16 protein-coding genes and 1 pseudogene are annotated in these 21193 nt (G+C 73.8%); 12 read left to right on the top strand and 5 right to left on the bottom strand.

Features of this window, described 5'->3' with window-relative positions; translation table 11 throughout:
* Both ACFV9M_RS09005 and ACFV9M_RS09000 read left to right on the top strand, forming a co-directional pair.
* Window positions 1-830, top strand: a pseudogene (locus tag ACFV9M_RS09005) (hypothetical protein); the annotation flags it as partial.
* Between the two features lie 21 nt (window positions 831-851).
* The gene (locus ACFV9M_RS09000) at window positions 852-1643 is read left to right on the top strand and encodes a hypothetical protein (protein ID WP_385071065.1); all 792 of its coding nucleotides are present in this window, start codon (window positions 852-854) and stop codon (window positions 1641-1643) included.
* Window positions 1644-1717: 74 nt separating this feature from the next.
* Here the strand turns inward: ACFV9M_RS09000 and ACFV9M_RS08995 are convergent, their stop codons facing one another.
* Window positions 1718-3001: a DUF1015 domain-containing protein gene (locus tag ACFV9M_RS08995; protein ID WP_385070903.1), complete on the bottom strand. Its 1284-nt coding sequence runs from the start codon at window positions 2999-3001 to the stop codon at window positions 1718-1720.
* A 71-nt stretch (window positions 3002-3072) separates the two neighbouring features.
* On the opposite strand from ACFV9M_RS08995, the gene ACFV9M_RS08990 reads away from it, so the two are divergent.
* The 4 genes from ACFV9M_RS08990 to ACFV9M_RS08975 all read left to right on the top strand — a co-directional run bounded on the left by ACFV9M_RS08990 (window position 3073) and on the right by ACFV9M_RS08975 (window position 7304).
* Window positions 3073-4101 carry an HAD hydrolase-like protein gene (locus ACFV9M_RS08990; RefSeq protein WP_385070906.1) on the top strand — a complete coding sequence of 343 codons (1029 nt, stop codon included), beginning with the start codon at window positions 3073-3075 and terminating at the stop codon, window positions 4099-4101.
* Between the two features lie 106 nt (window positions 4102-4207).
* Window positions 4208-5251, top strand: coding sequence for a FecCD family ABC transporter permease (locus ACFV9M_RS08985; RefSeq protein ID WP_385070909.1), 1044 nt, complete (start codon window positions 4208-4210; stop codon window positions 5249-5251).
* 125 nt (window positions 5252-5376) lie between these two features.
* A complete protein-coding gene (locus ACFV9M_RS08980) occupies window positions 5377-6396 on the top strand; it encodes a FecCD family ABC transporter permease (RefSeq protein WP_385071067.1) in 1020 nt (339 codons plus the stop codon).
* Window positions 6393-7304: an ABC transporter ATP-binding protein gene (locus ACFV9M_RS08975; RefSeq protein ID WP_385070911.1), complete on the top strand. Its 912-nt coding sequence runs from the start codon at window positions 6393-6395 to the stop codon at window positions 7302-7304. Before ACFV9M_RS08980 ends, ACFV9M_RS08975 begins: the two co-directional genes overlap by 4 nt.
* 34 nt (window positions 7305-7338) lie before the next feature.
* Here ACFV9M_RS08975 and ACFV9M_RS08970 read toward each other — a convergent pair whose 3' ends face one another.
* Window positions 7339-7686, bottom strand: a complete 348-nt coding sequence (locus tag ACFV9M_RS08970) for a sterol-binding protein (protein WP_385070913.1) — start codon at window positions 7684-7686, stop codon at window positions 7339-7341.
* Window positions 7687-7866: 180 nt separating this feature from the next.
* Here ACFV9M_RS08970 and ACFV9M_RS08965 point away from each other — a divergent pair, with 180 nt between their 5' ends.
* The 5 genes from ACFV9M_RS08965 (at window position 7867) to ACFV9M_RS08945 (ending at window position 13400) form a co-directional block, all read left to right on the top strand.
* The gene (locus tag ACFV9M_RS08965; protein ID WP_385071070.1) at window positions 7867-8208 is read left to right on the top strand and encodes a hypothetical protein; all 342 of its coding nucleotides are present in this window, start codon (window positions 7867-7869) and stop codon (window positions 8206-8208) included.
* 7 nt (window positions 8209-8215) lie between these two features.
* Complete coding sequence (locus tag ACFV9M_RS08960) at window positions 8216-9031, top strand: TlyA family RNA methyltransferase (protein ID WP_385070916.1); 816 nt, start codon at window positions 8216-8218, stop codon at window positions 9029-9031.
* The gene (locus tag ACFV9M_RS08955; protein ID WP_385070919.1) at window positions 9028-9933 is read left to right on the top strand and encodes an NAD kinase; all 906 of its coding nucleotides are present in this window, start codon (window positions 9028-9030) and stop codon (window positions 9931-9933) included. Before ACFV9M_RS08960 ends, ACFV9M_RS08955 begins: the two co-directional genes overlap by 4 nt.
* 280 nt (window positions 9934-10213) lie before the next feature.
* Entirely contained in the window at window positions 10214-11932 is a 1719-nt protein-coding gene (gene recN, locus ACFV9M_RS08950) for a DNA repair protein RecN (RefSeq protein WP_385071072.1), read from the top strand.
* Between the two features lie 346 nt (window positions 11933-12278).
* A complete protein-coding gene (locus ACFV9M_RS08945) occupies window positions 12279-13400 on the top strand; it encodes a glycosyltransferase family 4 protein (RefSeq protein WP_385070922.1) in 1122 nt (373 codons plus the stop codon).
* Between the two features lie 424 nt (window positions 13401-13824).
* Here the strand turns inward: ACFV9M_RS08945 and ACFV9M_RS08940 are convergent, their stop codons facing one another.
* The 3 genes from ACFV9M_RS08940 to ACFV9M_RS08930 all read right to left on the bottom strand — a co-directional run bounded on the left by ACFV9M_RS08940 (window position 13825) and on the right by ACFV9M_RS08930 (window position 18884).
* A complete protein-coding gene (locus ACFV9M_RS08940) occupies window positions 13825-15468 on the bottom strand; it encodes a PucR family transcriptional regulator (RefSeq protein WP_385070924.1) in 1644 nt (547 codons plus the stop codon).
* Between the two features lie 158 nt (window positions 15469-15626).
* Window positions 15627-17009 (bottom strand): FAD-binding oxidoreductase, encoded by a 1383-nt coding sequence (locus ACFV9M_RS08935; RefSeq protein WP_385070927.1) that lies wholly within the window; start codon window positions 17007-17009, stop codon window positions 15627-15629.
* A 72-nt stretch (window positions 17010-17081) separates the two neighbouring features.
* Window positions 17082-18884: a glycoside hydrolase family 15 protein gene (locus ACFV9M_RS08930; RefSeq protein WP_385071075.1), complete on the bottom strand. Its 1803-nt coding sequence runs from the start codon at window positions 18882-18884 to the stop codon at window positions 17082-17084.
* A 530-nt stretch (window positions 18885-19414) separates the two neighbouring features.
* Here ACFV9M_RS08930 and ACFV9M_RS08925 point away from each other — a divergent pair.
* A complete protein-coding gene (locus ACFV9M_RS08925) occupies window positions 19415-21079 on the top strand; it encodes a CTP synthase (RefSeq protein WP_385070930.1) in 1665 nt (554 codons plus the stop codon).
* The last annotated feature ends 114 nt before the right edge of the window (window positions 21080-21193 follow it).

Genomic DNA, 21193 nt, shown 5'->3' with positions numbered 1-21193 from the left:
GTGGTGGGTACGGCGATCGTGACCGCGGTGGCTTCGGCCGGCGTGACGACCGCCGTGAAGGCGACCGTGGTTCGCGTCCCGGATTCCAGCGGGACGACCGCGACCGCGGGGCACGCCGGGACGATCGCGGGGACCGTGGTGACCGGCCCGCCTTCCGGCGCGACGACCAGCGAAGCGGCTACGTCCGGCGCGATGACCGCCGTGATGACCGCCGTGACGACCGGGACCGTGGGGGCCGCGGCGAACGCGGCGGTTTCCGCCACGACGACCGCCGTGACGACCGCAGGGACGACCGGCGCGATGACCGCCGTGACGACCGCCGCGACGAACCCCGGGGTGGCTACGGCCATCGTGACGACCGTGGTTTCCGTCGTGACGACCGGGGCGGGTTCCGGCGCGACGATCGGCGTGACGACCGTCGTGACGATCGCGGGGACCGTGGTGGGTTCCGGCGCGATGACCGCCGTGACGACCGCCGTGACGACCGCCGTGACGACCGACGGGGTGATGACCGTGGCGGCTTCCGGCGTGACGACCGTCGTGACGATCGCGGGGACCGTGGTGGGTTCCGTCGTGACGACCGCCGTGACGACCGCCGTGACGACCGTCGCGGCGATGACCGCGGGGACCGTGGCGGCTTCCGGCGTGACGACCGGCGTGACGACAGCCGGGGCGGCGAACGCGGTGGATACCGTGGGCGGGACGATCGCGGCGGGCGCGGCCCGCGTCGGGACGACCGGGGTGGTAGGCCCGGTGGCTTCCGGGGCCGCGACGGACGGGACGACCGCCGGGGCGGCGGGCGGTTCCGCGACGAGCGGGAGCGTGACCGGGACCGCGAGCCGATCAAGCGGCTGCCGATCCCGGAGGACGTCACCGGCGACGAGATCGACAAGGACGTACGGCAGGAGCTCCAGAGCCTGCCGAAGACGCTCGCCGAGGACGTCGCCAAGAACCTGGTGATGGTGGCGCGGCTGATCGACGAGGACCCGGAAAGGGCCTACGGCTACTCCAAGGTCGCGCTGCGACTGGCGTCGAGGGTCGCCGCCGTGCGGGAGGCTGCCGGATTCGCCGCGTACGCCAACCAGAAGTACAGCGAGGCGCTCGCCGAGTTCCGGGCCGCCCGGCGGATGACCGGGTCGGTGGAGCTGTGGCCCGTCATGGCCGACTGCGAGCGTGGGCTCGGCCGTCCCGAGAAGGCGCTGGACATGGCCGGGGCACCCGAGGTGCACAAGCTCGACAAGGCCGGGCAGGTCGAGATGCGGCTCGTCGCGGCCGGCGCCCGCAGGGACATGGGACAGCTGGACGCGGCCATCGTGACGCTGCAGAGCCCCGAGCTGGCCTCCCACTCCGTGCAGCCGTGGACCGCCCGACTGCGCTACGCGTACGCGGACGCGCTCCAGGCCGCCGGACGGCAGAGCGAAGCGCGGGAATGGTTCGCGAAGGCCGTCGAGGCCGACCGGGACGGCAGCACGGACGCCTCGGACCGGCTGGCGGAACTGGACGGCGTGGAGTTCGTCGACGCGCTGGACGAGGAAGCGGCCGAAGGTGAGCCGGTGGACGGTGAGCCGGTGGACGGCGAGCCGGCCGGTGGTGAGTCGGCCGAGGGCAGGACCGACGGCAGGACCGACGGTCAGCAGGACTGACACACGTCAGCGCGGGAGCAAGGGGCGGGATGTCCGGTGGAAGCCGGGATCCCGCCCCTTCGCCGTGCGGAAGGTCAGAGGTCCAGGGCGCGCAGCACCAGGCCCGAAGCCGGTTTCGGACCGAAGGACGTCGACTTGCGGGGCATGGTGACGCCCTGGCGGGCCAGATCGCGGACCACGTCCTCGCGGACCGGGTGCAGCAGCACCGCCGTGGCGCCGTCGCGCCGCGCCTTCTCGACCGTCGCGGCCGTGTCGTGGATGTAGGCGATGCGGGACGGGTCGTCGTCCGGGACGTGCCACACATGGGCCAGGAGTGTCATGTGCAGGACTGTGGCGTCCAGGGAGCGCCAGGCCTCCGGGCGGTCGGCGGGCACCGTGCGGGCCAGCAGGGCCGGATCGGGGCGGTCGAGGAGGTGGAAGGCGCCGTCGCCGGCCAGGAGGAAGGCGTTGCCCGCGCAGGCGGCGTCGGCCAGGGCGGCGAGCGCCTCCGGCAGCGGTCCCGTCAGGCGGCGGACGCGGAAGAGGCCCTCGACACGGGACAGGGCGTCCGCCACCGGCAGGCCGTGCAGCAGGCGGTGGATGGCGCGGACCCGCAGCGGATAGCGGGCCGTGTCGACCAGGAGGACCAGGCCGTGGTCCCAGGGACTGGGGGAGGTGTGCTCCGCGCGGAGCCGCCGGTACGTCGCCCAGCGGTGGTGGCCGTCGGCGATCAGGGCCTGGTGGGCGGAGAGACCGGACTGGACGCGGGCCACTTCGGCGGGGTCGGTGATCGACCAGAGGCGGTGGTGGTAGCCGTCCTCCGTGGCGGTGGAGAGCAGCGGGGGCCGCTCGGTGGAGCGGTCCACGACGTCCGCCGCGGCGCCGTCGCCCCGGTAGGTGAGCAGCAGGGGTTCGAGGTTGGCGTGCGTGGCGCGCATCAGGGCCGCGCGGTCGGCGACGACGTGCGGCATGACGTCCTCGTGGGGGAGGACGACGCCCGCCGAGGGCTCCGAGACGCGCAGGGCGCCGATGACGCCACGCTGGAGGACGCCGTCGGAGTGCCGCTGTTCGTAGACGTACAGGGCCGGTTCGGGGTCGGCCGCCAGGACGCCCTCGGCAAGCCAGCGGCGCAGGGTGGCCGCGGCCTGCTCGTTGCGGGCGGAGGCCGTGCCGGCCTGGGGAAGGATCAGCCGGACGATGTTGTACGGGTCCGCGTCCTGGAGGTGGTGCAGGCCGTCGGGGCGGACGACGACGTCGTACGGCGGGGACGTGACGGCGGCCAGACTGCCGACCCGGTCGGGGTCGTAGCGCAGGCCTCGGAACGGGGTGAGTTCCAGGCCTCGGGGCGCCGTTGCTTCCGAGTGACCCGCTGAGTTCATCCCGGCATCGTACGTGTGTCAGTGGCATGCGGGATGATCGGGGAAAGCGAGCGAACGAGGAGCGATGCGGAATGAGCCCGAGCGTCAGGACGGGGCCCGAGGGCAGTGGACAGGCCCTGAGCGAGGCGTACGACACGGCGCTGCTCGACCTGGACGGGGTGGTGTACGCGGGCGGGAGCGCGATCGTGCACGCCGTCGAGTCCCTGGCCACCGCGCGGGAGGGCGGGATGCGTCTCGCGTACGTCACCAACAACGCGCTGCGGACGCCCGACACCGTGGCCGCGCATCTGACGGAGCTGGGGATACCGACCGGAGCGCAGGACGTCATCACCTCGGCGCAGGCGGTGGCCCGGCTCATCGGTGAGCAGGTGCCGGCCGGGGCACGGGTGCTCGTCATCGGTGGGGACGGGCTGCGGGTCGCGCTCCGGGAGCGGGGTCTGGTGCCGGTGGAGTCGGCGGACGACGACCCGGCGGCCGTCGTCCAGGGGTACGGCGGGCCGGACCTGCCGTGGGGGCGGTTCGCGGAGGCGTCGTACGCCGTCGCGCGCGGGGTGCCGTGGTTCGCGTCCAACACCGACCTGACCATCCCCAGCGGGCGGGGGATCGCCCCGGGCAACGGGGCCGCGGTGGAGGTCGTGCGGATCGCGACCGGCGCCGAGCCGCAGGTCGCGGGCAAGCCGCTGCCCCCGATGCACCGGGAGACGATCCTGCGCACCGGCGCCGAGCGGCCGCTGGTGGTGGGGGACCGGCTGGACACCGACATCGAGGGGGCGTTCAACGGGGAGGTCGACTCGCTGCTGGTCCTCACCGGGGTGACCGACGGCGCGCAGCTCCTCGCCGCGCCGCCGCAGCACCGGCCGACCTACGTCGACGCGGACCTGCGGGGCCTGCTCACCGGACAGCCCGGGGTGACGGCCGACGGGGACGGCTTCCGGTGCGGTGGATGGACCGCGACGGCCGGGGCCGAGCGGCTGCGCCTGGAGGGGGACGGCGACGCGCTGGACGGGCTGAGGGCGCTGTGTGCGGCCGCCTGGACGGCGGCGGGTGACAGTGCGTGCGAGCTGGACGCGGAGAAGGCGCTGGCGCGGCTCGGGCTGTGAGCCGGCCGCCCCACGGTGGCGTGGCACCGGAGCCGGATCGGGAAAGTGCGCAACGGGTGTCGTCAGGGCATCGAGCCAGGTGAGGAGGGTAGGCTAACCTAACTGCGTGTTGGTCGACAGTGTTCCACAACAGCGCGCGGAGACCGCCCCCGCGCCCCCAACCCGCCGGGCGGGCCGTTCCCTTGGGCTGCTCGTCTCCTTCGCGGTCCTGCTGCTGGTGGCGGTGGCGAGTGTCGCCATCGGGGCCAAGGAACTCTCGCTGGACCAGGTCTGGCACGGCCTGTTCCAGGACACGGGGACCTACGGCGACGTCGTCGTGGGAGAGCGGCTGTCGCGGACGGCGCTCGGGCTGCTGGTCGGTGCCGCGCTGGGGCTCTCCGGAGCCGTGCTCCAGGCCCTCACGCGCAACCCGCTGGCCGACCCTGGGCTGCTAGGCATCAACGCGGGCGCCTCGGCCGCGGTCGTCACCGCCATCACCTATCTCGGCGTCACCAGCCTGACCGGCTATGTGTGGTTCGCCTTCTTCGGGGCGGCCGCGGTCGGCGCGCTGGTGTGGTTCCTCGGTGGCAGCCGCGGGGCCACGCCGGTGCGGCTCGCGCTGGCCGGCACCGCGATCAGCGCCGCGCTCTTCGGCTACGTCCAGGCCGTCATGATCATGGACAAGGCGGCGCTCGCCAGGATGCGCTTCTGGACGGTCGGTTCGCTGACCTCCGCGACCGACGAGACGATCCGGCAGGTGCTGCCCTTCCTGGCGGTCGGCACGCTCCTGGCGTTCGCGCTCGCCCGGCCGCTCAACGCCATGGCCATGGGCGACGACACCGCCAAGGCGCTCGGCGCCCACCTCAACCGCACGCGGGCGCTGTCCATGCTCGCCGCCACCGTGCTGTGCGGTGCCGCGACCGCCGCCTGCGGGCCGATCGTGTTCGTCGGGCTGATGGTCCCGCACGTCGTCCGCTCCTTCACCGGCCCCGACCTGCGCTGGATCATGCCGTACGCGGCCCTGCTGTCTCCGGTGCTGCTGCTCGGATCCGACGTGATCGGCCGGGTCGTCGCCCGGCCGTCGGAGGTCCAGGTCGGCATCATCACCGCCGTCATCGGCGGCCCGGTCTTCATCTTTCTCGTACGACGGCGGAGGACGGCCCAGCTGTGAAGACCGCATCCAAGACCGTGGCGCAGACCTCGGGGGAGACCTCGGGGCAGACCTCCGCGGAGGGGACCGGGCAGCGCGGGGGGACCACCCGCACGGGCGCCCGTACGCCGGGTGCGCCCCGTGCCCTGCGCACGCCCGGGGGGCTCTCCCTGCGGGTGGCCCCGCGTGCCCTGGCCGTCGTCGTACTGCTGGTGGCCGCCGCGCTCACCGCGAGTGTGGTGCTGATCGGCACCGGCGACTTCCCGATCCCGGCCGTCGACGTGCTGAAGACGCTGGCGGGCAACGGCACCGAGGGCCAGGAGTTCATCGTCAACGAGCTGCGGCTGCCGCGCGTCCTCGTCGGGCTGCTCGCCGGTGCCGCGCTCGGTCTCGGCGGCGCCGTGTTCCAGGCCGTGTCCCGCAATCCGCTGGGCAGCCCGGACGTGCTCGGGCTCGGGCAGGGGGCGACGGCCGGCGCGCTCGTGGTGATCGTGCTGATGTCCGGCTCCGCCAACCAGGTCGCCGTCGGGGCGCTCGTCGGCGGTCTGGTCACCGGCGCCGCCATCTACCTGCTCGCCTGGAAGCGGGGCGTGCACGGCTACCGGCTGGTGCTGGTCGGCATCGGCGTGTCGGCCATCGCGACAGCGGTCAACGGATACCTCATCACCAAGGCCGACCTCGTCGACGCGGCCCGCGCGGTCGTGTGGATGACCGGCTCGCTCGACGGCCGGGACTGGAAGCAGGTCTGGCCGCTGCTCGCGCTGGTGTGCGTGCTCGTTCCGCTCGTCCTCGCCAACGCGCGCGGGCTGCGGATGATGGAGATGGGCGACGACGTCTCCAACGCCCTGGGGGTGCGGGTGGAGCGCGTACGGCTGCTGCTGATGGTCGCCGCCGTGCTGCTCACCGCGGCCGCCACCGCCGCCGCCGGACCCGTCGCGTTCGTGGCGCTCACCGCGCCGCAGCTCGCCCGGCGCCTGACCCGCTCGCCCGGCCCGAACCTGCTGCCCGCGCTGTGCATGGGCGCCGCCCTCCTGGTCACCGCCGACTGGGCCGCGCAGCGGCTCTTCGGCGACGGACAGCTGCCCGTGGGTGTCGTCACCGGCGTGCTCGGCGGCGTCTACCTGCTGTGGCTGCTGGTCACCGAGCGCCGGTCGGGCCGGATATGACGCCCGGCCGGGACCGGGAGTCCGGCCGGGACCTGAGCGCCACCACCCGTGTCAGCCACGGGCTGAACAACCAAAGGAGCACCGTGAACCGCCTGTCCGCCGAGAACGTCACCCTCGCCTACGACCAGCGGGTCATCGCCGAACAGCTGTCGGTGGAGATCCCCGACAACTCCTTCACCGTGATCGTCGGCCCCAACGCCTGCGGCAAGTCGACGCTGCTGCGGGCGCTGTCGCGGATGCTGAAGCCGAGCCTGGGCCAGGTGCTGCTCGACGGGCAGGTCATCCAGTCGATGCCCGCCAAGAAGGTCGCGCGGACGCTGGGCCTGCTGCCGCAGTCCTCGATCGCGCCCGACGGCATCACCGTCGCCGACCTGGTGGGCCGTGGCCGCTACCCGCACCAGGGCATCCTGCGCCAGTGGTCGACGGAGGACGAGCGGGTCGTCCAGGAGTCCATGGCGCAGACCGGCGTCGCCGAGCTCGCCGACCGGTACGTCGACGAGCTGTCGGGCGGTCAGCGGCAGCGGGTGTGGATCGCGATGGCGCTCGCCCAGCAGACCCCGCTGCTGCTGCTCGACGAGCCGACCACCTACCTCGACATCCAGCACCAGATCGACGTCCTCGACCTCTGCGCCGAGCTGCACGAGGAACAGGGCCGCACCCTGGTCGCCGTCCTGCACGACCTCAACCACGCGGCCCGGTACGCCACCCACCTCATCGCCCTGAAGGGCGGCGAGGTCATCGCTCAGGGCGCGCCGAACGACGTCGTCACGGCCGGGCTGGTCGAGGAGGTCTTCGGGCTGCGCTGCCAGGTCATCGACGACCCGGAGACGGGGACGCCGCTGGTGGTGCCGGCGGCGCGCAAGGCGCGGACCGACGTGCGGAAGGTCGCGGCCGCGGAGGCCTCCTGAGGGCCACCGGAGCCCTTCCGGGGCTTCACCGGGCTCACAGGAGCTTCCGGAGCCGGAACAGGTCGCGCAGGCCCGCCTGAAGCCTCACCCGGCCCGAACCCCACGCCTTCGCGAAGGGCAGGTCGCCGTCCACCATCGCCACCAGGTCGTCCCCGGTCATGGTGAGACGGAGCTGGGCCTTCTCCGGCGGCGGGCCCTGGACGGTGTCGTCGACCTCCAGGCGGCCGCCGGTGAGGCGGCCGACGAAGGTGACGTCCAGGTCGGTGAGACGGCAGCTCACCGACCGTTCCAGGGCCGCGGCCTCACGGGCGTCGCCCTCGGCGCCCCCCAGGTTCTCCGAGAACTTCTCCAGTGCGGCGCGGCACTCCTCGATCGTGGCCATCGCGCCCGACGGTACCCCAGCGGTTCGCGGTAGCGTCGGGGCATGAGCGACACAGCGCCGGACGACGGGCTCCCGCCGCACACCGGGCTCGCGCCGGGCGCCGGGCCCGTACGGCACGCCGGGCACCCGCAGGACGACGGGCCTTCGCGTGACGACGGGCCCGTGCGGGACACGGGCGTCGTGCGGGACGCCGAGACCCCGCCGGGCGCCGACGCCGTATCCGACGCACCCGGCGCACCCGGCGCACCCGGCGCGGCTGGCGGACCCGATGGACCTGGCGGACCCGATGGACCCGGGGACGACCCCGCCGCCCCCGCGCCCCTGCACGTTCCCCGCACGCCCACCGGTGACGCCGAGGTCGACGCCCGCCTGGAGCGGCTGGCCGACGCCGACCACCTCGCCACGGACGGCCATCTGGAGGTGTACGAGGATGTACACAGGGGGCTGCGCGACGCGCTCACCGCGCTCGACGCCCGCCCGGGACCTCCGGCGCCCCCCTCGACGTACACCGGTAGGAGCTGAACCGAACGTGGCAGGAGTCGCACGTCGTCGTCTGGACGCGGAGCTGGTGCGCCGGAAGCTGGCGCGGTCGCGCGAGCACGCCGGCCAGCTGATCGCCGCGGGACGGGTCACCGTCGGCAAGACCGTCGCGACCAAGTCGGCCACGCAGGTGGAGACCGCGGCGGCCATCGTCGTCGCCACCGACGACAGCGATCCCGACTACGTGTCGCGCGGCGGGCACAAGCTGGCCGGCGCGCTGACGGCGTTCGTGCCGCAGGGGCTCGTCGTCGAGGGGCGGCGGGCGCTGGACGCCGGCGCGTCCACCGGGGGCTTCACCGACGTCCTGCTGCGGGCGGGCGCCGCGCACGTCGTCGCCGTCGACGTCGGGTACGGACAGCTCGCCTGGTCCCTGCAGAGCGATGAACGCGTCACCGTCAAGGACCGTACGAACGTACGCGAGCTGACGCTCGAAGCGATCGATGGGGAGCCAGTGGATCTTGTCGTGGGGGACTTGTCCTTCATTCCGCTCGGGCTGGTGCTGCCGGCCCTGGCGCGGTGCACCGGGCCGGACGCCGACCTGGTGATGATGGTCAAGCCGCAGTTCGAGGTGGGGAAGGAACGGCTCGGCAGCGGGGGCGTCGTCCGCAGCCCGCAGCTGCGGGCCGAGGCCGTCCGTGGCGTGGCCGCGAAGGCGTGGGACCTCGGACTCGGGGTGAAGGGTGTCACCGCCAGTCCGCTGCCCGGGCCCTCGGGCAACGTCGAGTACTTTCTGTGGCTCCGGGCCGGGGCGCCCGCCCTGGACCCGGCGGATGTTGACCGTGCAGTGGCGGAGGGGCCGCGTTGACACAGAACCGAGCTCGTACTGTTTTCCTGCTGGCCCACACGGGCCGGCCCGCCGCGATCCGCAGCGCGGAGCTGGTCGTGAAGGGGCTGCTGCGCGAAGGCATCGGCGTGCGCGTCCTGGAGTACGAGGCAGCCGACCTGCCCCTGCCGGACGAGGTGGAGCTGGTCGCCGAGGCCACCCCGCAGTGCCTGCTGGGCTGCGAGCTGCTCATCGTCCTCGGCGGTGACGGCACGCTGCTGCGGGGCGCGGAGTTCGCGCGGGCGTCCGGCGTGCCGATGCTCGGCGTGAACCTGGGCAGCGTGGGCTTCCTGGCCGAGGCCGAGCGGGACGACCTCGACAAGGTCGTCGACCGGGTGGTGTCGCGGGCGTACGAGGTCGAGGAGCGGATGACCGTCGATGTCGTCGTGCACCGCAACGGGGACATCGTGCACACCGACTGGGCGCTGAACGAGGCGGCGGTGCAGAAGGCCGGGGCGGAGAAGCTGCTGGAGGTCGTGCTGGAGATCGACGGGCGGCCGGTCACCGGGTTCGGGTGCGACGGGATCGTGCTGTCGACGCCCACCGGGTCCACCGCCTACGCGTTCTCGGCCGGCGGGCCGGTGGTGTGGCCCGAGGTCGAGGCGTTGCTGATGGTGCCGATCAGCGCGCACGCGCTGTTCGCGAAGCCGTTGGTGACCTCGCCGGACTCGGTGCTCGCCGTGGAACTGCTGCCGCACATTCCGCCGGGCGTGCTGTGGTGCGACGGGCGGCGGACCTTCGAGCTGCCTCCGGGGGCCCGGGTCGAGGTGCGGCGGGGGGCCGTGCCGGTGCGGCTGGCGCGACTGCATCACGCCTCGTTCACCGATCGGCTGGTGGCGAAGTTCGCGCTGCCCGTCTCCGGGTGGCGAGGGGCCCGTCACTAGCCGTCCGCAGAGGAGGGTCGGGGACCGCCGGGCGGCCGCGGGGCGCGCGGGGCCGGTCGCGCCAACGCGGCGGGGCCGGTCGCGCACACGCGGCGGGGCCGGTGACGCCCGCGCGGCGGGGCCGGTGACGCCCGCGCGGCGGGGCCGGTGACGCCCGCGCGGCGGGGCCGGGCATCGGCCCACGGTCCCGCGTCCCCGGGGCACCGCAACCCGCCCGGGTGACAGGGCGCCTCGCACTTCTCCTCCCGGACCTCGTAAGGTCGTGTCCGTGTTGGAGGAGATGCGGATACGGTCGCTCGGAGTCATCGACGACGCGGTCGTCGAGCTGTCGCCAGGCTTCACCGCCGTCACGGGTGAGACAGGCGCGGGCAAGACCATGGTGGTCACCAGCCTCGGGCTGCTGCTGGGCGGGCGCGCCGACGCCGCGCTCGTGCGGATCGGCGCCGAGAAGGCGGTCGTCGAGGGGCGGATCGCCGTGCCCGCGGACGCCTCGGTGCTCGTACGGGCCGAGGAGGCCGGGGCCGAGCTCGACGAGGGGGCGCTGCTGATCAGCCGTACCGTCTCCGCCGAGGGGCGCTCGCGGGCGCATGTCGGCGGGCGCAGCGTGCCGGTGGGCGTGCTGGCCGAGCTGGCCGACGAACTGGTGGCCGTGCACGGGCAGACCGACCAGCAGGGACTGCTGAAGCTGTCCCGGCAGCGGCAGGCGCTCGACCGGTACGCCGGGGACGCCGTCGCCGTGCCGCTGGCCAAGTACACCGAGGCCTACCGGCGGCTGCGGGCTGTGTCCGGCGAGCTCGACGAGATCACCACGCGCGCGCGTGAGCGGGCCCAGGAGGCCGACATGCTGCGCTACGGGCTCGACGAGATCGCGGGGGTGGAGCCGCGCGCCGGGGAGGACGTGGAGCTGGCGGAGGAGGCGGAGCGGCTCGGGCACGCGGAGGCGCTGTCCTCGGCCGCCACGGCAGCCCACGCCGCTCTGGCGGGCAACCCGGAGGATCCCGAGGGCATCGACGCCGCGACGCTCGTGGCGGGCGCGCAGCGGGCCCTGGAGGCGGTGCGGGCGCACGATCCGGCGCTGTCCGCGCTCGCGGACCGGATCGGGGAGATCGCGATCCTGCTCGGCGACGTCGCGGGGGAGCTGGCGGGGTACGCCGACGACCTCGACGCCGACCCGCTGCGGCTGGCCGCCGTGGAGGAGCGGCGGGCCGCGCTCACCGCGCTGACCCGGAAGTACGGCGACGACGTCACCGGTGTGCTCGCGTGGGCCGAGCGGGGTGCCGCGCGGCTGACCGAGCTGGACGGCGACGACGAGCGGATCGACGAGCTGATCGCCGAACGGGACGCGCTGCGGACCGAACTGGGCGGGCTGGCGCAGGCGTTGACGGACGCGCGGGCGGAGGCCGCCGAGCGGTTCGCCGCCGCCGTGACCGCCGAGCTGGCGTCGCTGGCCATGCCGCACGCGCGCGTGTCGTTCGAGATCCGGCAGACGCCGGACCCCGAGGGCGTGGAGGTCGGCGGGCGGACGGTCGCCTACGGGCCGTCCGGCGCCGACGAGGTCGAGCTGCTGCTCGCCCCGCACCCGGGGGCGCCGCCGCGGCCCATCGCCAAGGGCGCCTCCGGTGGTGAGCTCTCGCGGGTGATGCTCGCCGTGGAGGTCGTGTTCGCGGGGACGGATCCCGTGCCGACGTATCTGTTCGACGAGGTCGACGCGGGCGTGGGCGGCAAGGCCGCGGTCGAGATCGGGCGGCGGCTGGCGCGGCTCGCGAAGACGGCGCAGGTCGTCGTGGTCACGCACCTTCCGCAGGTCGCCGCCTTCGCCGACCGGCAGCTGCTGGTGGAGAAGACGAACGACGGGTCCGTGACCCGGTCCGGCGTGAAGGTCCTCGAGGGTGAGGAGCGGGTCCGGGAACTGTCCCGGATGCTCGCCGGACAGGAGGACTCGGAGACGGCCCGGGCCCACGCGGAGGAACTGCTGGCGACGGCGCGGGCGGACGCGTAGCGCAGGGCCGGCTGACGCGGGGCCCGGGGCGCGGAGGTGGTGGGCGCGGGGCGTGGAGGTGCGGGGGCGGGGGCGGGGGCGGACGGCGGGGGAGTGGTGGCGCGCGGTCGCCGATCTGCTCGCAGGCCTGACACGCTCGAACGGAACCCCGCCCTCCTTCACTCGTGTGAGTGACATGCGGGGCCGTGTTGCCGGAGCCCCGGGCGCTCGACGGCACGGAACACCCGTACGTGCTGGCATCCTTGACGCAGGAGAGGGAGGAGCCCGAGCGGTCCACCCCTCCGTCCGGCCCCCTTCCGCACGTTTCTTCGTGACCGTCCGATGCCGAACCAGGAGCCCCGGCCACGTGAGCATCCACTCACCGCACGGCCAGTCGCCGCTGCGCACCGTGCAGGTGCTGGGCGGCGGCAACGCCGCCAGCAGCGCGCACGTGCGCTCCCTGGCCGCGGGGCTCGTCGCACGGGGCGTGCGGGTGACGGTGTGCGCCCCCACGGAGGCCGATCACACCTACGACTTCACGGGCACCGGAGCCGAACACGTGCCCGTCCCGCGCAGCAGCGACCCCGCGTCCGTGACGGCGCTGCGGGCGGCCTGTACGGGCGCCGACCTCGTCCACGCGCACGGACTGCACGCCTCCTTCCGGGCCGTGCTGGCGCTCGGCGGCCGGCGTACCCCGCTCGTCGTCACCTGGCACGACCGGGCGTACGCCGAGGGCGCCCGCGCCCATCTGCTGCGCCTGCTGGAGCGGCGGGTCGCGAAGGCGGCCGCCGTCGTGCTGGGAACGACGTCCGACCTGGTGGACCGGGCGCGCCGGACGGGCGCGCGGGATGCCCGGCTCGCCGCCGTGGCCCTGCCGGGAGCCCGCCCCGCCGAGGAGGACCCCGAACGGCCGCGGTCCAAGGTGCGCGCCGAACTCGGCGCGATCGGACGCCCGTTGCTGATGGCCGTCGGCTCACTGGAGCGCCACCGCGGCTACGACGTCCTGCTGGACGCCTCGCGCGCGTGGCGCCTGCTGGACCCCGTGCCGTTGGTCGTGGTCGTGGGGGAGGGACCGCTGCGGGCCGATCTCCAGCAGCGCATCGAGGACGAGGAACTGCCCGTCCGGCTCATCGGGCGGCGGGACGACGTGGGCGAACTGCTGGCCGCGGCCGATCTCGCCGTGCTGGCGGGGGACGAGGAGGCGCGGTCCGTGGCGGCGCAGGAGGCGCTCCACGCGCGCGTGCCGCTCGTCGCCGCCCGGACCGGCGGCGTCCGCGAACTCGTCGGCGACGCCGCCGAACTCGTCCCGCCCGGCGACGCGGACGCGCTCGGCGACGCCGTCGCCCGGCTGCTCGACGACCCCGGACGGCGCGAGCGACTCCGCGACCTCGGCACCCGGCAGGCGGCCACCTGGCCCACCGAGGACGAGACCGTCGCCCAGGTCCTCAGCGTCTACGACGAGCTGACGCAGCCCCAGCCGCTGATCTGAGTCGGCCTCAACTGATCCGAAGCCGGCCTCAACTGATCCGAAGCCGGCCTCAACTGATCCGAGCCGGCCTCAACCGGATCGCGCCCCCGCCGAGACGGCGTCGCGCCGATTCCTGAACGCACCGATCCCCGGACGGGCCGGCTCTCGGACTGCTGATGTCCGGACGGGCCGACTCTGGGACGTGCTGATGTCCGGACGGGCCGACTCTGGGACGTGCTGATGTCCGGACGGGCCGACTCTCGGACGTGCTGATGTCCGGACGGGGCCGATTCCCCCAACGCGCCGCTTCCGGAACGCGCCGGTCTCCCGGACGCGCCGGCTCCGGGGCGCCCACGCACGGGAGTGCCCCGCCCGGTGGCGCGGGACGCGACCCGGCACGGCGAGGCCCGGCGCCGGCTTCCGGCGCTCGCCCCCGCCGGGTGATTCACGGCACCAGCCGGCGGGCCCGCAGGGCGAGGCTCAACGCCAGGACCGTCTGCGGGTCGTCCAGGTCCGTGCCCAGGAGCTCGCCGATGCGGGCGAGGCGGTTGTACAGGGTCTGGCGGTTGAGGTGGAGTTCCCGGGCGGTCTCAGCCTTGCGGCCGGCGTGGGCGAGGTACGTCTCCAGGGTGGGCAGCAGGGGCGGCCTGGAGCGCTGGTCGTGGTCACGGACCGGGCCGATCGCGCGGTCCACGAAGGCCGCCAGGTCGGGATGGTCGCGCAGGCGCCACAGGAGCAGGTCGATGTCGAGGCGGCGGGCGTCGTACCAGGGCCGGTCCGCCAGCCCCTGGGCGGCGGTCGCCGTCTCCGCCGCGTGCCGCAGGCCCGCCGAGGCGGCCGCCCAGCCCCCCGCGACGCCGACGACCACGACCGGCGGCCGGCCTCCGGGCCGCCCCAGGCCGGCCCGCTCCACGCCGGTCCGCAGCGCCGCCGCGACCCGGTCCGCCACCGCCGGCCGCTCCGACTCCGCGCGCAGGCCCAGCAGCAGCGGCACACGGCCCTCCACCGGGCGTACGCCGAGCAGCACCGGCACCCCGACCGACGCCAGCTCCTCCGCCACCGCACGCGCCAGCACCGCCCAGCCCCCGCCCGGGGAGAGCGCGTCGCCCAGCCGCATGACGACCGGCAGCAGCGGGCTGTCGCCCGGCTTGAAGCCCAGCACCCGCGCCTGCGCCGGGGCGTCCTGCGCCGCGATCCGCCCCTCGGCGAGGTCGGTCAGGAAGTCGCCCCGCCCCCGCGCCGCCAGTTCCTCCTCCTGGCGCGCCTGCATCAGCACCACGGCCAGGATCCCGGCCGCCCGCTCGACCGCCATGCGGTGCACCGGAGCCAGCGCGGCGCGCACCGGCAGCAGCACGAGCCGGGCGCGCACCGAGCCCCCACCCGGCCCGCCCCCGGGCACGTCCACCAGCACCGAACCGGCGGGCGGCGGCGCGTCCTTGTGCGGCCCGCGCAACCCCTCCCACACCTGGAGCGGATCGGCTCCCTCGGGCCCGGCCCCGGCGGCGTACAGCAGCCGGCCCGCGGTCGTCTCCAGGAAGACGGGGTTGCCGCAGCAGTCCGCCAGGATCTCCAGGACCTGCGGGATCCCGCCCCCGCCCAGCAGGGCCTGCGTACAGCGGTGGTGCACCTCCTCCGCCCGCTGGACCAGCGCGTAGTGGCCGTTGACGATCTCGGTGTGGATCTCCTCGGTCACCGCCACGAACGGCACCTCGCGGTGCAGCTGGACCAGCGGCAGCCCCGACGCCCGCGCCGTCTCCACCAGCGCCGCGGGCAGGCGGGTGAAGCGCGGGCCCAGTTCGACCACCAGGGCCGCGATGCCCCGCTCGGCCAGGGTGCGCACGAACGCCCGCTGGTCGGCCGGCCGGGTGCCCAGGCCGTAGCCCGTGGTCAGCAGCAGCTCGCCGCCCTTGAGCAGGGAGGCGATGTTCGGGACCTCGCCCGCGTGCACCCAGCGCACCGTGCGGCCCAGCCGGTCCGCGCCCGCGAGGATCTCCGGCAGCCCGCTGCGCAGGCCGGGCAGCTCCAGCGCGCGCCGCACGGTGATGCCGGCGCCCTGACTGTCGTATCGGTGGTCCGTGCGGGTGTCCATGCAGCGGACGCTACCTGCGAAGACGTCACGGCGACAGCTCCGCCCGGAGACGGGGACGATCATCGTCGGCGGCCTTCGGAAGGGCGGGAGAACGCCGTGCTCGACGCGCGGCCGGGCCGGGTGGCGGCGGCCCCTGCGGAACCGGACGGACACGTCGCTCAGGTCGGTCTGATGTTGTGGTTGAAGCGGAAGACGTTGTCGGGGTCGTACCGTCGCTTCAGGTCCGCGAGCCGCCGGGTGTTCCCGGCGCCCACACCGGCCGCGACCCGGTCGGCGCCCTCGTCGCCGATGAAGTTGAGGTAGACCGCGCCCGTGCTCCACGGCCCCACCTCGGCCCGCACGCCCCGGACCCACCGCACGCACCGCTCGTCGTCCGCGGGGTCCTCCCACAGCCCGAAGGGGTGCACGGCCCACGGCGCGTCCCGGTACGGCACCGGGAACCCGTGCGGGCCGGCGGCGATCGCCCCGCCCTGCGGGAACAGGGCGTGCATCGAGCCGGTCGGCACGGGCAGCGCCTCCCCCCGGGCGCAGAAGACGTCCACGAGGTCGTCGGGCGCGCCCGACAGGTACTCCGCCGACCAGTGGTTCCGCATCCCGGACGGTTCGTCGATCATGCACTGCACATCGGCGTACGGCACCGCCCCGACGGTCTCCGCCTCGTGCGGCAGCGCCAGCAGCGGCTCGGCCACCTCGCGCAGACCGGCCTCCGGCCCGGCGTACGTCAGCAGCACGGCGCACACCAGCGTGCCGACCAGGTGCGGCGGGACGAACCCGGCGGGCCGGCCGGTGCGGTAGAGGACGGCGCCGCCCGCCTCGTCGGGGCCGGACTCGATCACGTCGCGGTAGGCGCGCGTGACCTCGCGGCCCGACTCCGGGCGGTACAGCAGCAGCGCGACGGCGAACTCGGGCAGCTCGTGCAGCCTCAGGGTGAGCGCGGTGGCGACGCCGAAGTTGCCGCCGCCGCCGTGCAGGGCCCAGAACAGGTCGGGGTGCTCGTCGGGGCTGGCGTGGAGCCGGTCGCCGTCGGCGGTGACGAGGTCGACGCCGAGCAGGTTGTCGACGGCGAGTCCGCAGCGGCGGTCGAGCCAGCCGGTGCCGCCGCCGAGGACGAAGCCGCCGACGCCGGTGGTGGAGGCCCGGCCGCCGGTCGTGGCCAGACCGTGGGGCCGGGTGGCGCGGTCCAGGTCGCTCATCGTGGCGCCGCCCGCGAGCCGCACCGACCGCGCCGCGGGGTCGACGGCGACCGCCCGCATGTGCCGCAGGTCGACCACCAGGCCGTTGTCGTTCACCGCCATGCCCGCCACGCTGTGTCCGCCGCCGCGCACCGCGACCTTCAGGTCGAGGTCACGGGCGAACCGCACGGCCCGTACGACGTCGGCCTCGTCCACGCACTGCGCGATCACCGCCGGACGGCGGTCGACCATCGCGTTGAACACCGTGCGGGCCTCGTCGTACCCCACGTCCCCCGGGGCGAACACGTCGCCGACCAGATCCTCGCGCAGCGCGGTGAGGGCCGCGCCCGCCTTCGACGGGGAAGCCATGGGCCGCCCCCTTCCGTGCAGGGGCCGATGCCTTCCAGCCTAGCCAGGCGGGCGTGCCGGGTCGGGCCGGGTTCAGCCGCCGTAGGCGCCGGACGCCGTCAGGCGCAGGGCCGTGTCGATCAGCGGGACGTGGCTGAACGCCTGCGGGAAGTTGCCGACCTGGCGCTGCAGGCGCGGGTCCCACTCCTCGGCGAGCAGTCCGAGGTCGTTGCGCAGCGACAGCAGCTTCTCGAAGAGCCTGCGGGCCTCGTCCACGCGGCCGATCATCGCGAGGTCGTCCGCCATCCAGAACGAGCACGCCAGGAAGGCGCCCTCGTCGCCGGGGAGGCCGTCCACGCCCTCGTGGTCGCCCTGGGTGGGGTAGCGCAGGATGAAGCCGTCGGGCGTGGACAGCTCCCGCTGGATCGCCTCGATCGTGCCGATCACCCGCTTGTCGTCCGGGGGCAGGAAGCCCATCTGCGGGATGAGCAGCAAGGACGCGTCCAGCTCCTTGGAGCCGTAGGACTGCGTGAAGGTGTTGCGCTCCTTGTCGTAGCCCTTCTCGCACACGTCCCGGTGGATGTCGTCGCGCAGCTCGCGCCACCGCTCCAGCGGGCCGTCCGCGTCGCCGGACTCGATCAGCTTGATCGTGCGGTCCACCGCGACCCAGGCCATGACCTTGGAGTGCACGAAGTGCCGGCGCGGACCGCGGACCTCCCAGATGCCCTCGTCCGGGGTGTCCCAGTGCTTCTCCAGGTAGCGGATCAGCTTCAGCTGGAGGAGGGAGGCGTAGTCGTTGCGGGCCAGGCCCGTCATGTGGCCCAGGTGCAGGGCCTCGGTGACCTCGCCGTACACGTCCAGCTGGAGCTGGTGCGCGGCGCCGTTGCCGACCCGGACCGGCGCGGAGTTCTCGTAGCCGGGCAGCCAGTCCAGCTCCGCCTCGCCGAGCTCGCGCTCGCCGGCGATGCCGTACATGATCTGGAGGTTCTCCGGGTCGCCGGCGACCGCGCGCAGCAGCCACTCGCGCCAGGCCCGGGCCTCCTCGCGGTAGCCGGTGCGCAGCAGCGAGGACAGGGTGATGGCCGCGTCGCGCAGCCAGGTGTAGCGGTAGTCCCAGTTGCGCACGCCGCCGATGTCCTCCGGCAGGGAGGTGGTGGGGGCGGCGACGATCCCGCCGGTGGGGGCGTAGGTCAGCGCCTTGAGCGTGATCAGCGAGCGGATCACGGCCTCGCGGTAGGGGCCGTGGTACGTACAGTGCTCGACCCACTCGCGCCAGAACTCCTCCGTCGCCTCCAGCGACTGCTCCGGCTCGGGCAGGGGCGGCGGCTCCTTGTGCGACGGCTGCCACGAGATCGTGAAGGCGATGCGTTCGCCGGGGGAGACGGTGAAGTCGGCGTAGGTCGTCAGCGACTTGCCGTAGGTCTCGCAGTCGGTGTCGAACCACACCGAGTCCGGTCCGGCGACCGCGACCGTGCGTCCCTCGTGCCGGTGCACCCAGGGGACGACGCGTCCGTAGGAGAACCGCATCCGCAGGGCCGAGCGCATGGGGACGCGGCCGGAGACGCCCTCGACGATGCGGATCAGCTGGGGGGCGCCGTCGCGCGGGGGCATGAAATCGGTCACTCGGACCGTGCCGCGCGGGGTGTCCCACTCGGATTCCAGGATCAGCGAGTCGCCGCGGTAGGCGCGCCGGGCGGCGGTGGGGGGTTCCTGGTCGGGGGCGTGGGCGGGCCCGAGCCGCCAGAAGCCGTGCTCCTCGGTGCCCAGCAGCCCCGCGAAGATCGCGTGCGAGTCGAAGCGGGGCAGGCACAGCCAGTCCACGGTCCCGTCACGGCAGACCAGAGCGGCGGTCTGCATGTCTCCGATGAGTGCGTAGTCTTCGATGCGCCCGGCCACGTGCAACTCCAGTCGAACGGCCACGTCACCCCCGTCAGGGGGTTGTCGCTAGTGCGGTCAAGGGGGTTGTTGTCATGCGTCGTTGAGCGGTGAAGCAAAGCAGTCGCTCAGCCGTGTTGGCAAAACGCCAATTGTTGCTCAACGAACTGACGAGCTCTCGTTGTTCCGGTGGATACGGACGGGGGTGGTGCCGTGTCGGCCGGCCGCGCTCGGCAGCGAGTGTCCGAGCAGGATACGACGCACGTAGATGATCTGTGTGCCGCTCCGGGCAACGCGGGTGGGCCGAACGGGTGAGCACCGGGTGAGAAACCAGTGTGGACCAGAGAGCCTGTGTCCGGGTGTGTGCGGAGCGTGGCCGGAAGCCATCTCCCCGAGGCGCTGATACCCTGGTAGCCCGTGGACCGGTGGGCTCGAAACCCCCGAACCGCAGCGACGGCACCACCGGAGAAATCCGGCCCGAACCGCTGGTGAGAGCCTCCGGACGCCGCACCGCACCCCCAGACCGCGACCACGGGAGCCCCCTCTTGGCCATGCCGCCCAAATCCACGACGACCAAGCACATCTTCGTCACCGGGGGTGTCGCCTCCTCTCTCGGCAAGGGTCTGACGGCCTCCAGCCTCGGGATGCTGCTCAAGGCACGGGGCCTGCGCGTCGTGATGCAGAAGCTCGACCCGTACCTCAATGTCGACCCTGGCACGATGAACCCGTTCCAGCACGGTGAGGTGTTCGTCACCAACGACGGCGCCGAGACCGACCTGGACATCGGCCACTACGAGCGCTTCCTCGACCGCGACCTGGACGGCTCTGCCAACGTCACCACCGGCCAGGTCTACAACACGGTCATCGCCAAGGAGCGGCGCGGCGAGTACCTGGGCGACACCGTGCAGGTCATCCCGCACATCACCAACGAGATCAAGCACCGCATCCGCCGCATGGCGACGGACGAGGTGGATGTCGTGATCACCGAGGTCGGCGGCACGGTCGGCGACATCGAGTCGCTGCCGTTCCTGGAGACCGTCCGCCAGGTCCGCCACGAGGTCGGCCGGGACAACGTCTTCGTGGTCCACATCTCCCTCCTTCCCTACATCGGCCCCTCGGGCGAGCTGAAGACCAAGCCGACCCAGCACAGCGTGGCCGCCCTGCGCAACATCGGTATCCAGCCGGACGCCATCGTGCTGCGCTGCGACCGCGAGGTCCCCACCGCCATCAAGCGCAAGATCTCGCTGATGTGCGACGTCGACGAGGACGCGGTGGTCGCCTGCCCCGACGCCCGCTCGATCTACGACATCCCGAAGACCGTGCACGGCGAGGGCCTGGACGCCTACGTGGTCCGCAAGCTGGACCTGCCGTTCCGTGACGTGGACTGGACGACCTGGGACGACCTGCTGGACCGCGTGCACAACCCCGACCACGAGATCACCCTCGCCCTGGTCGGCAAGTACATCGACCTGCCCGACGCCTACCTCTCGGTCACCGAGGCGCTGCGCGCCGGCGGCTTCGCCAACAAGGCCCGCGTCAAGATCAAGTGGGTCACCTCCGACGACTGCAAGACCCCGGCCGGCGCCGCCGCCCAGCTCGCCGACGTCGACGGCATCTGCATCCCCGGCGGCTTCGGCGACCGCGGTGTGCTCGGCAAGGTCGGCGCGATCCGCTACGCCCGCGAGAACCGGATCCCGCTGCTCGGCCTCTGCCTCGGCCTCCAGTGCATCGTGATCGAGGCGGCCCGCAACCTGGCCGGCGTCGCGGACGCCAACTCCACCGAGTTCGACCCGGCCACCGCCCACCCGGTCATCTCCACCATGGCCGAACAGCTCGACATCGTCGCCGGCGAGGGCGACATGGGCGGAACGATGCGCCTGGGCATGTACCCGGCCAAGCTGGCCGAGGGCTCCATCGTCCGCGAGGTGTACGACGGCAAGGAGTACGTCGAGGAGCGGCACCGTCACCGGTACGAGGTGAACAACGCCTACCGCGCGGAGCTGGAGAAGAAGGCGGGCATCCTGTTCTCCGGCACCTCCCCGGACGGCAAGCTCGTCGAGTACGTCGAGTACCCGCGGGACGTCCACCCCTACCTGGTCGCCACGCAGGCGCACCCCGAGCTGCGCTCGCGGCCGACGCGTCCGCACCCGCTGTTCGCGGGCCTGGTGAAGGCGGCCGTGGAGCGGCAGGTCGCCGCGGGGGCGACTTCCGAGTAACACACCGGTTGTACGGTGGCCGGGGTGCATACCTTCAAAAGGTGGGCACCCCGGTTTTGTTTCGGCCGGTCTCTTCGCCGTGTGCGGGCCGGTCACTCGCGTACGTGTGGAAGG

This window comes from Streptomyces sp. NPDC059895 (assembly GCF_042731035.1).
GTDB lineage: Bacteria > Actinomycetota > Actinomycetes > Streptomycetales > Streptomycetaceae > Streptomyces.
This window is presented reverse-complemented; position numbering and strand designations above follow the sequence as displayed.

Coding starts and splice junctions, on each gene's coding strand:
- ACFV9M_RS08995 (WP_385070903.1), bottom strand. CDS start 3,001: ATGAACTCAGCGGGTCACTCGGAAGCAACGGCGCCCCGAGGCCTGGAA.
- ACFV9M_RS08990 (WP_385070906.1), top strand. CDS start 3,073: ATGAGCCCGAGCGTCAGGACGGGGCCCGAGGGCAGTGGACAGGCCCTG.
- ACFV9M_RS08975 (WP_385070911.1), top strand. CDS start 6,393: ATGACGCCCGGCCGGGACCGGGAGTCCGGCCGGGACCTGAGCGCCACC.
- ACFV9M_RS08970 (WP_385070913.1), bottom strand. CDS start 7,686: ATGGCCACGATCGAGGAGTGCCGCGCCGCACTGGAGAAGTTCTCGGAG.
- recN (WP_385071072.1), top strand. CDS start 10,214: ATGCGGATACGGTCGCTCGGAGTCATCGACGACGCGGTCGTCGAGCTG.
- ACFV9M_RS08940 (WP_385070924.1), bottom strand. CDS start 15,468: ATGGACACCCGCACGGACCACCGATACGACAGTCAGGGCGCCGGCATC.
- ACFV9M_RS08935 (WP_385070927.1), bottom strand. CDS start 17,009: ATGGCTTCCCCGTCGAAGGCGGGCGCGGCCCTCACCGCGCTGCGCGAG.
- ACFV9M_RS08925 (WP_385070930.1), top strand. CDS start 19,415: ATGCCGCCCAAATCCACGACGACCAAGCACATCTTCGTCACCGGGGGT.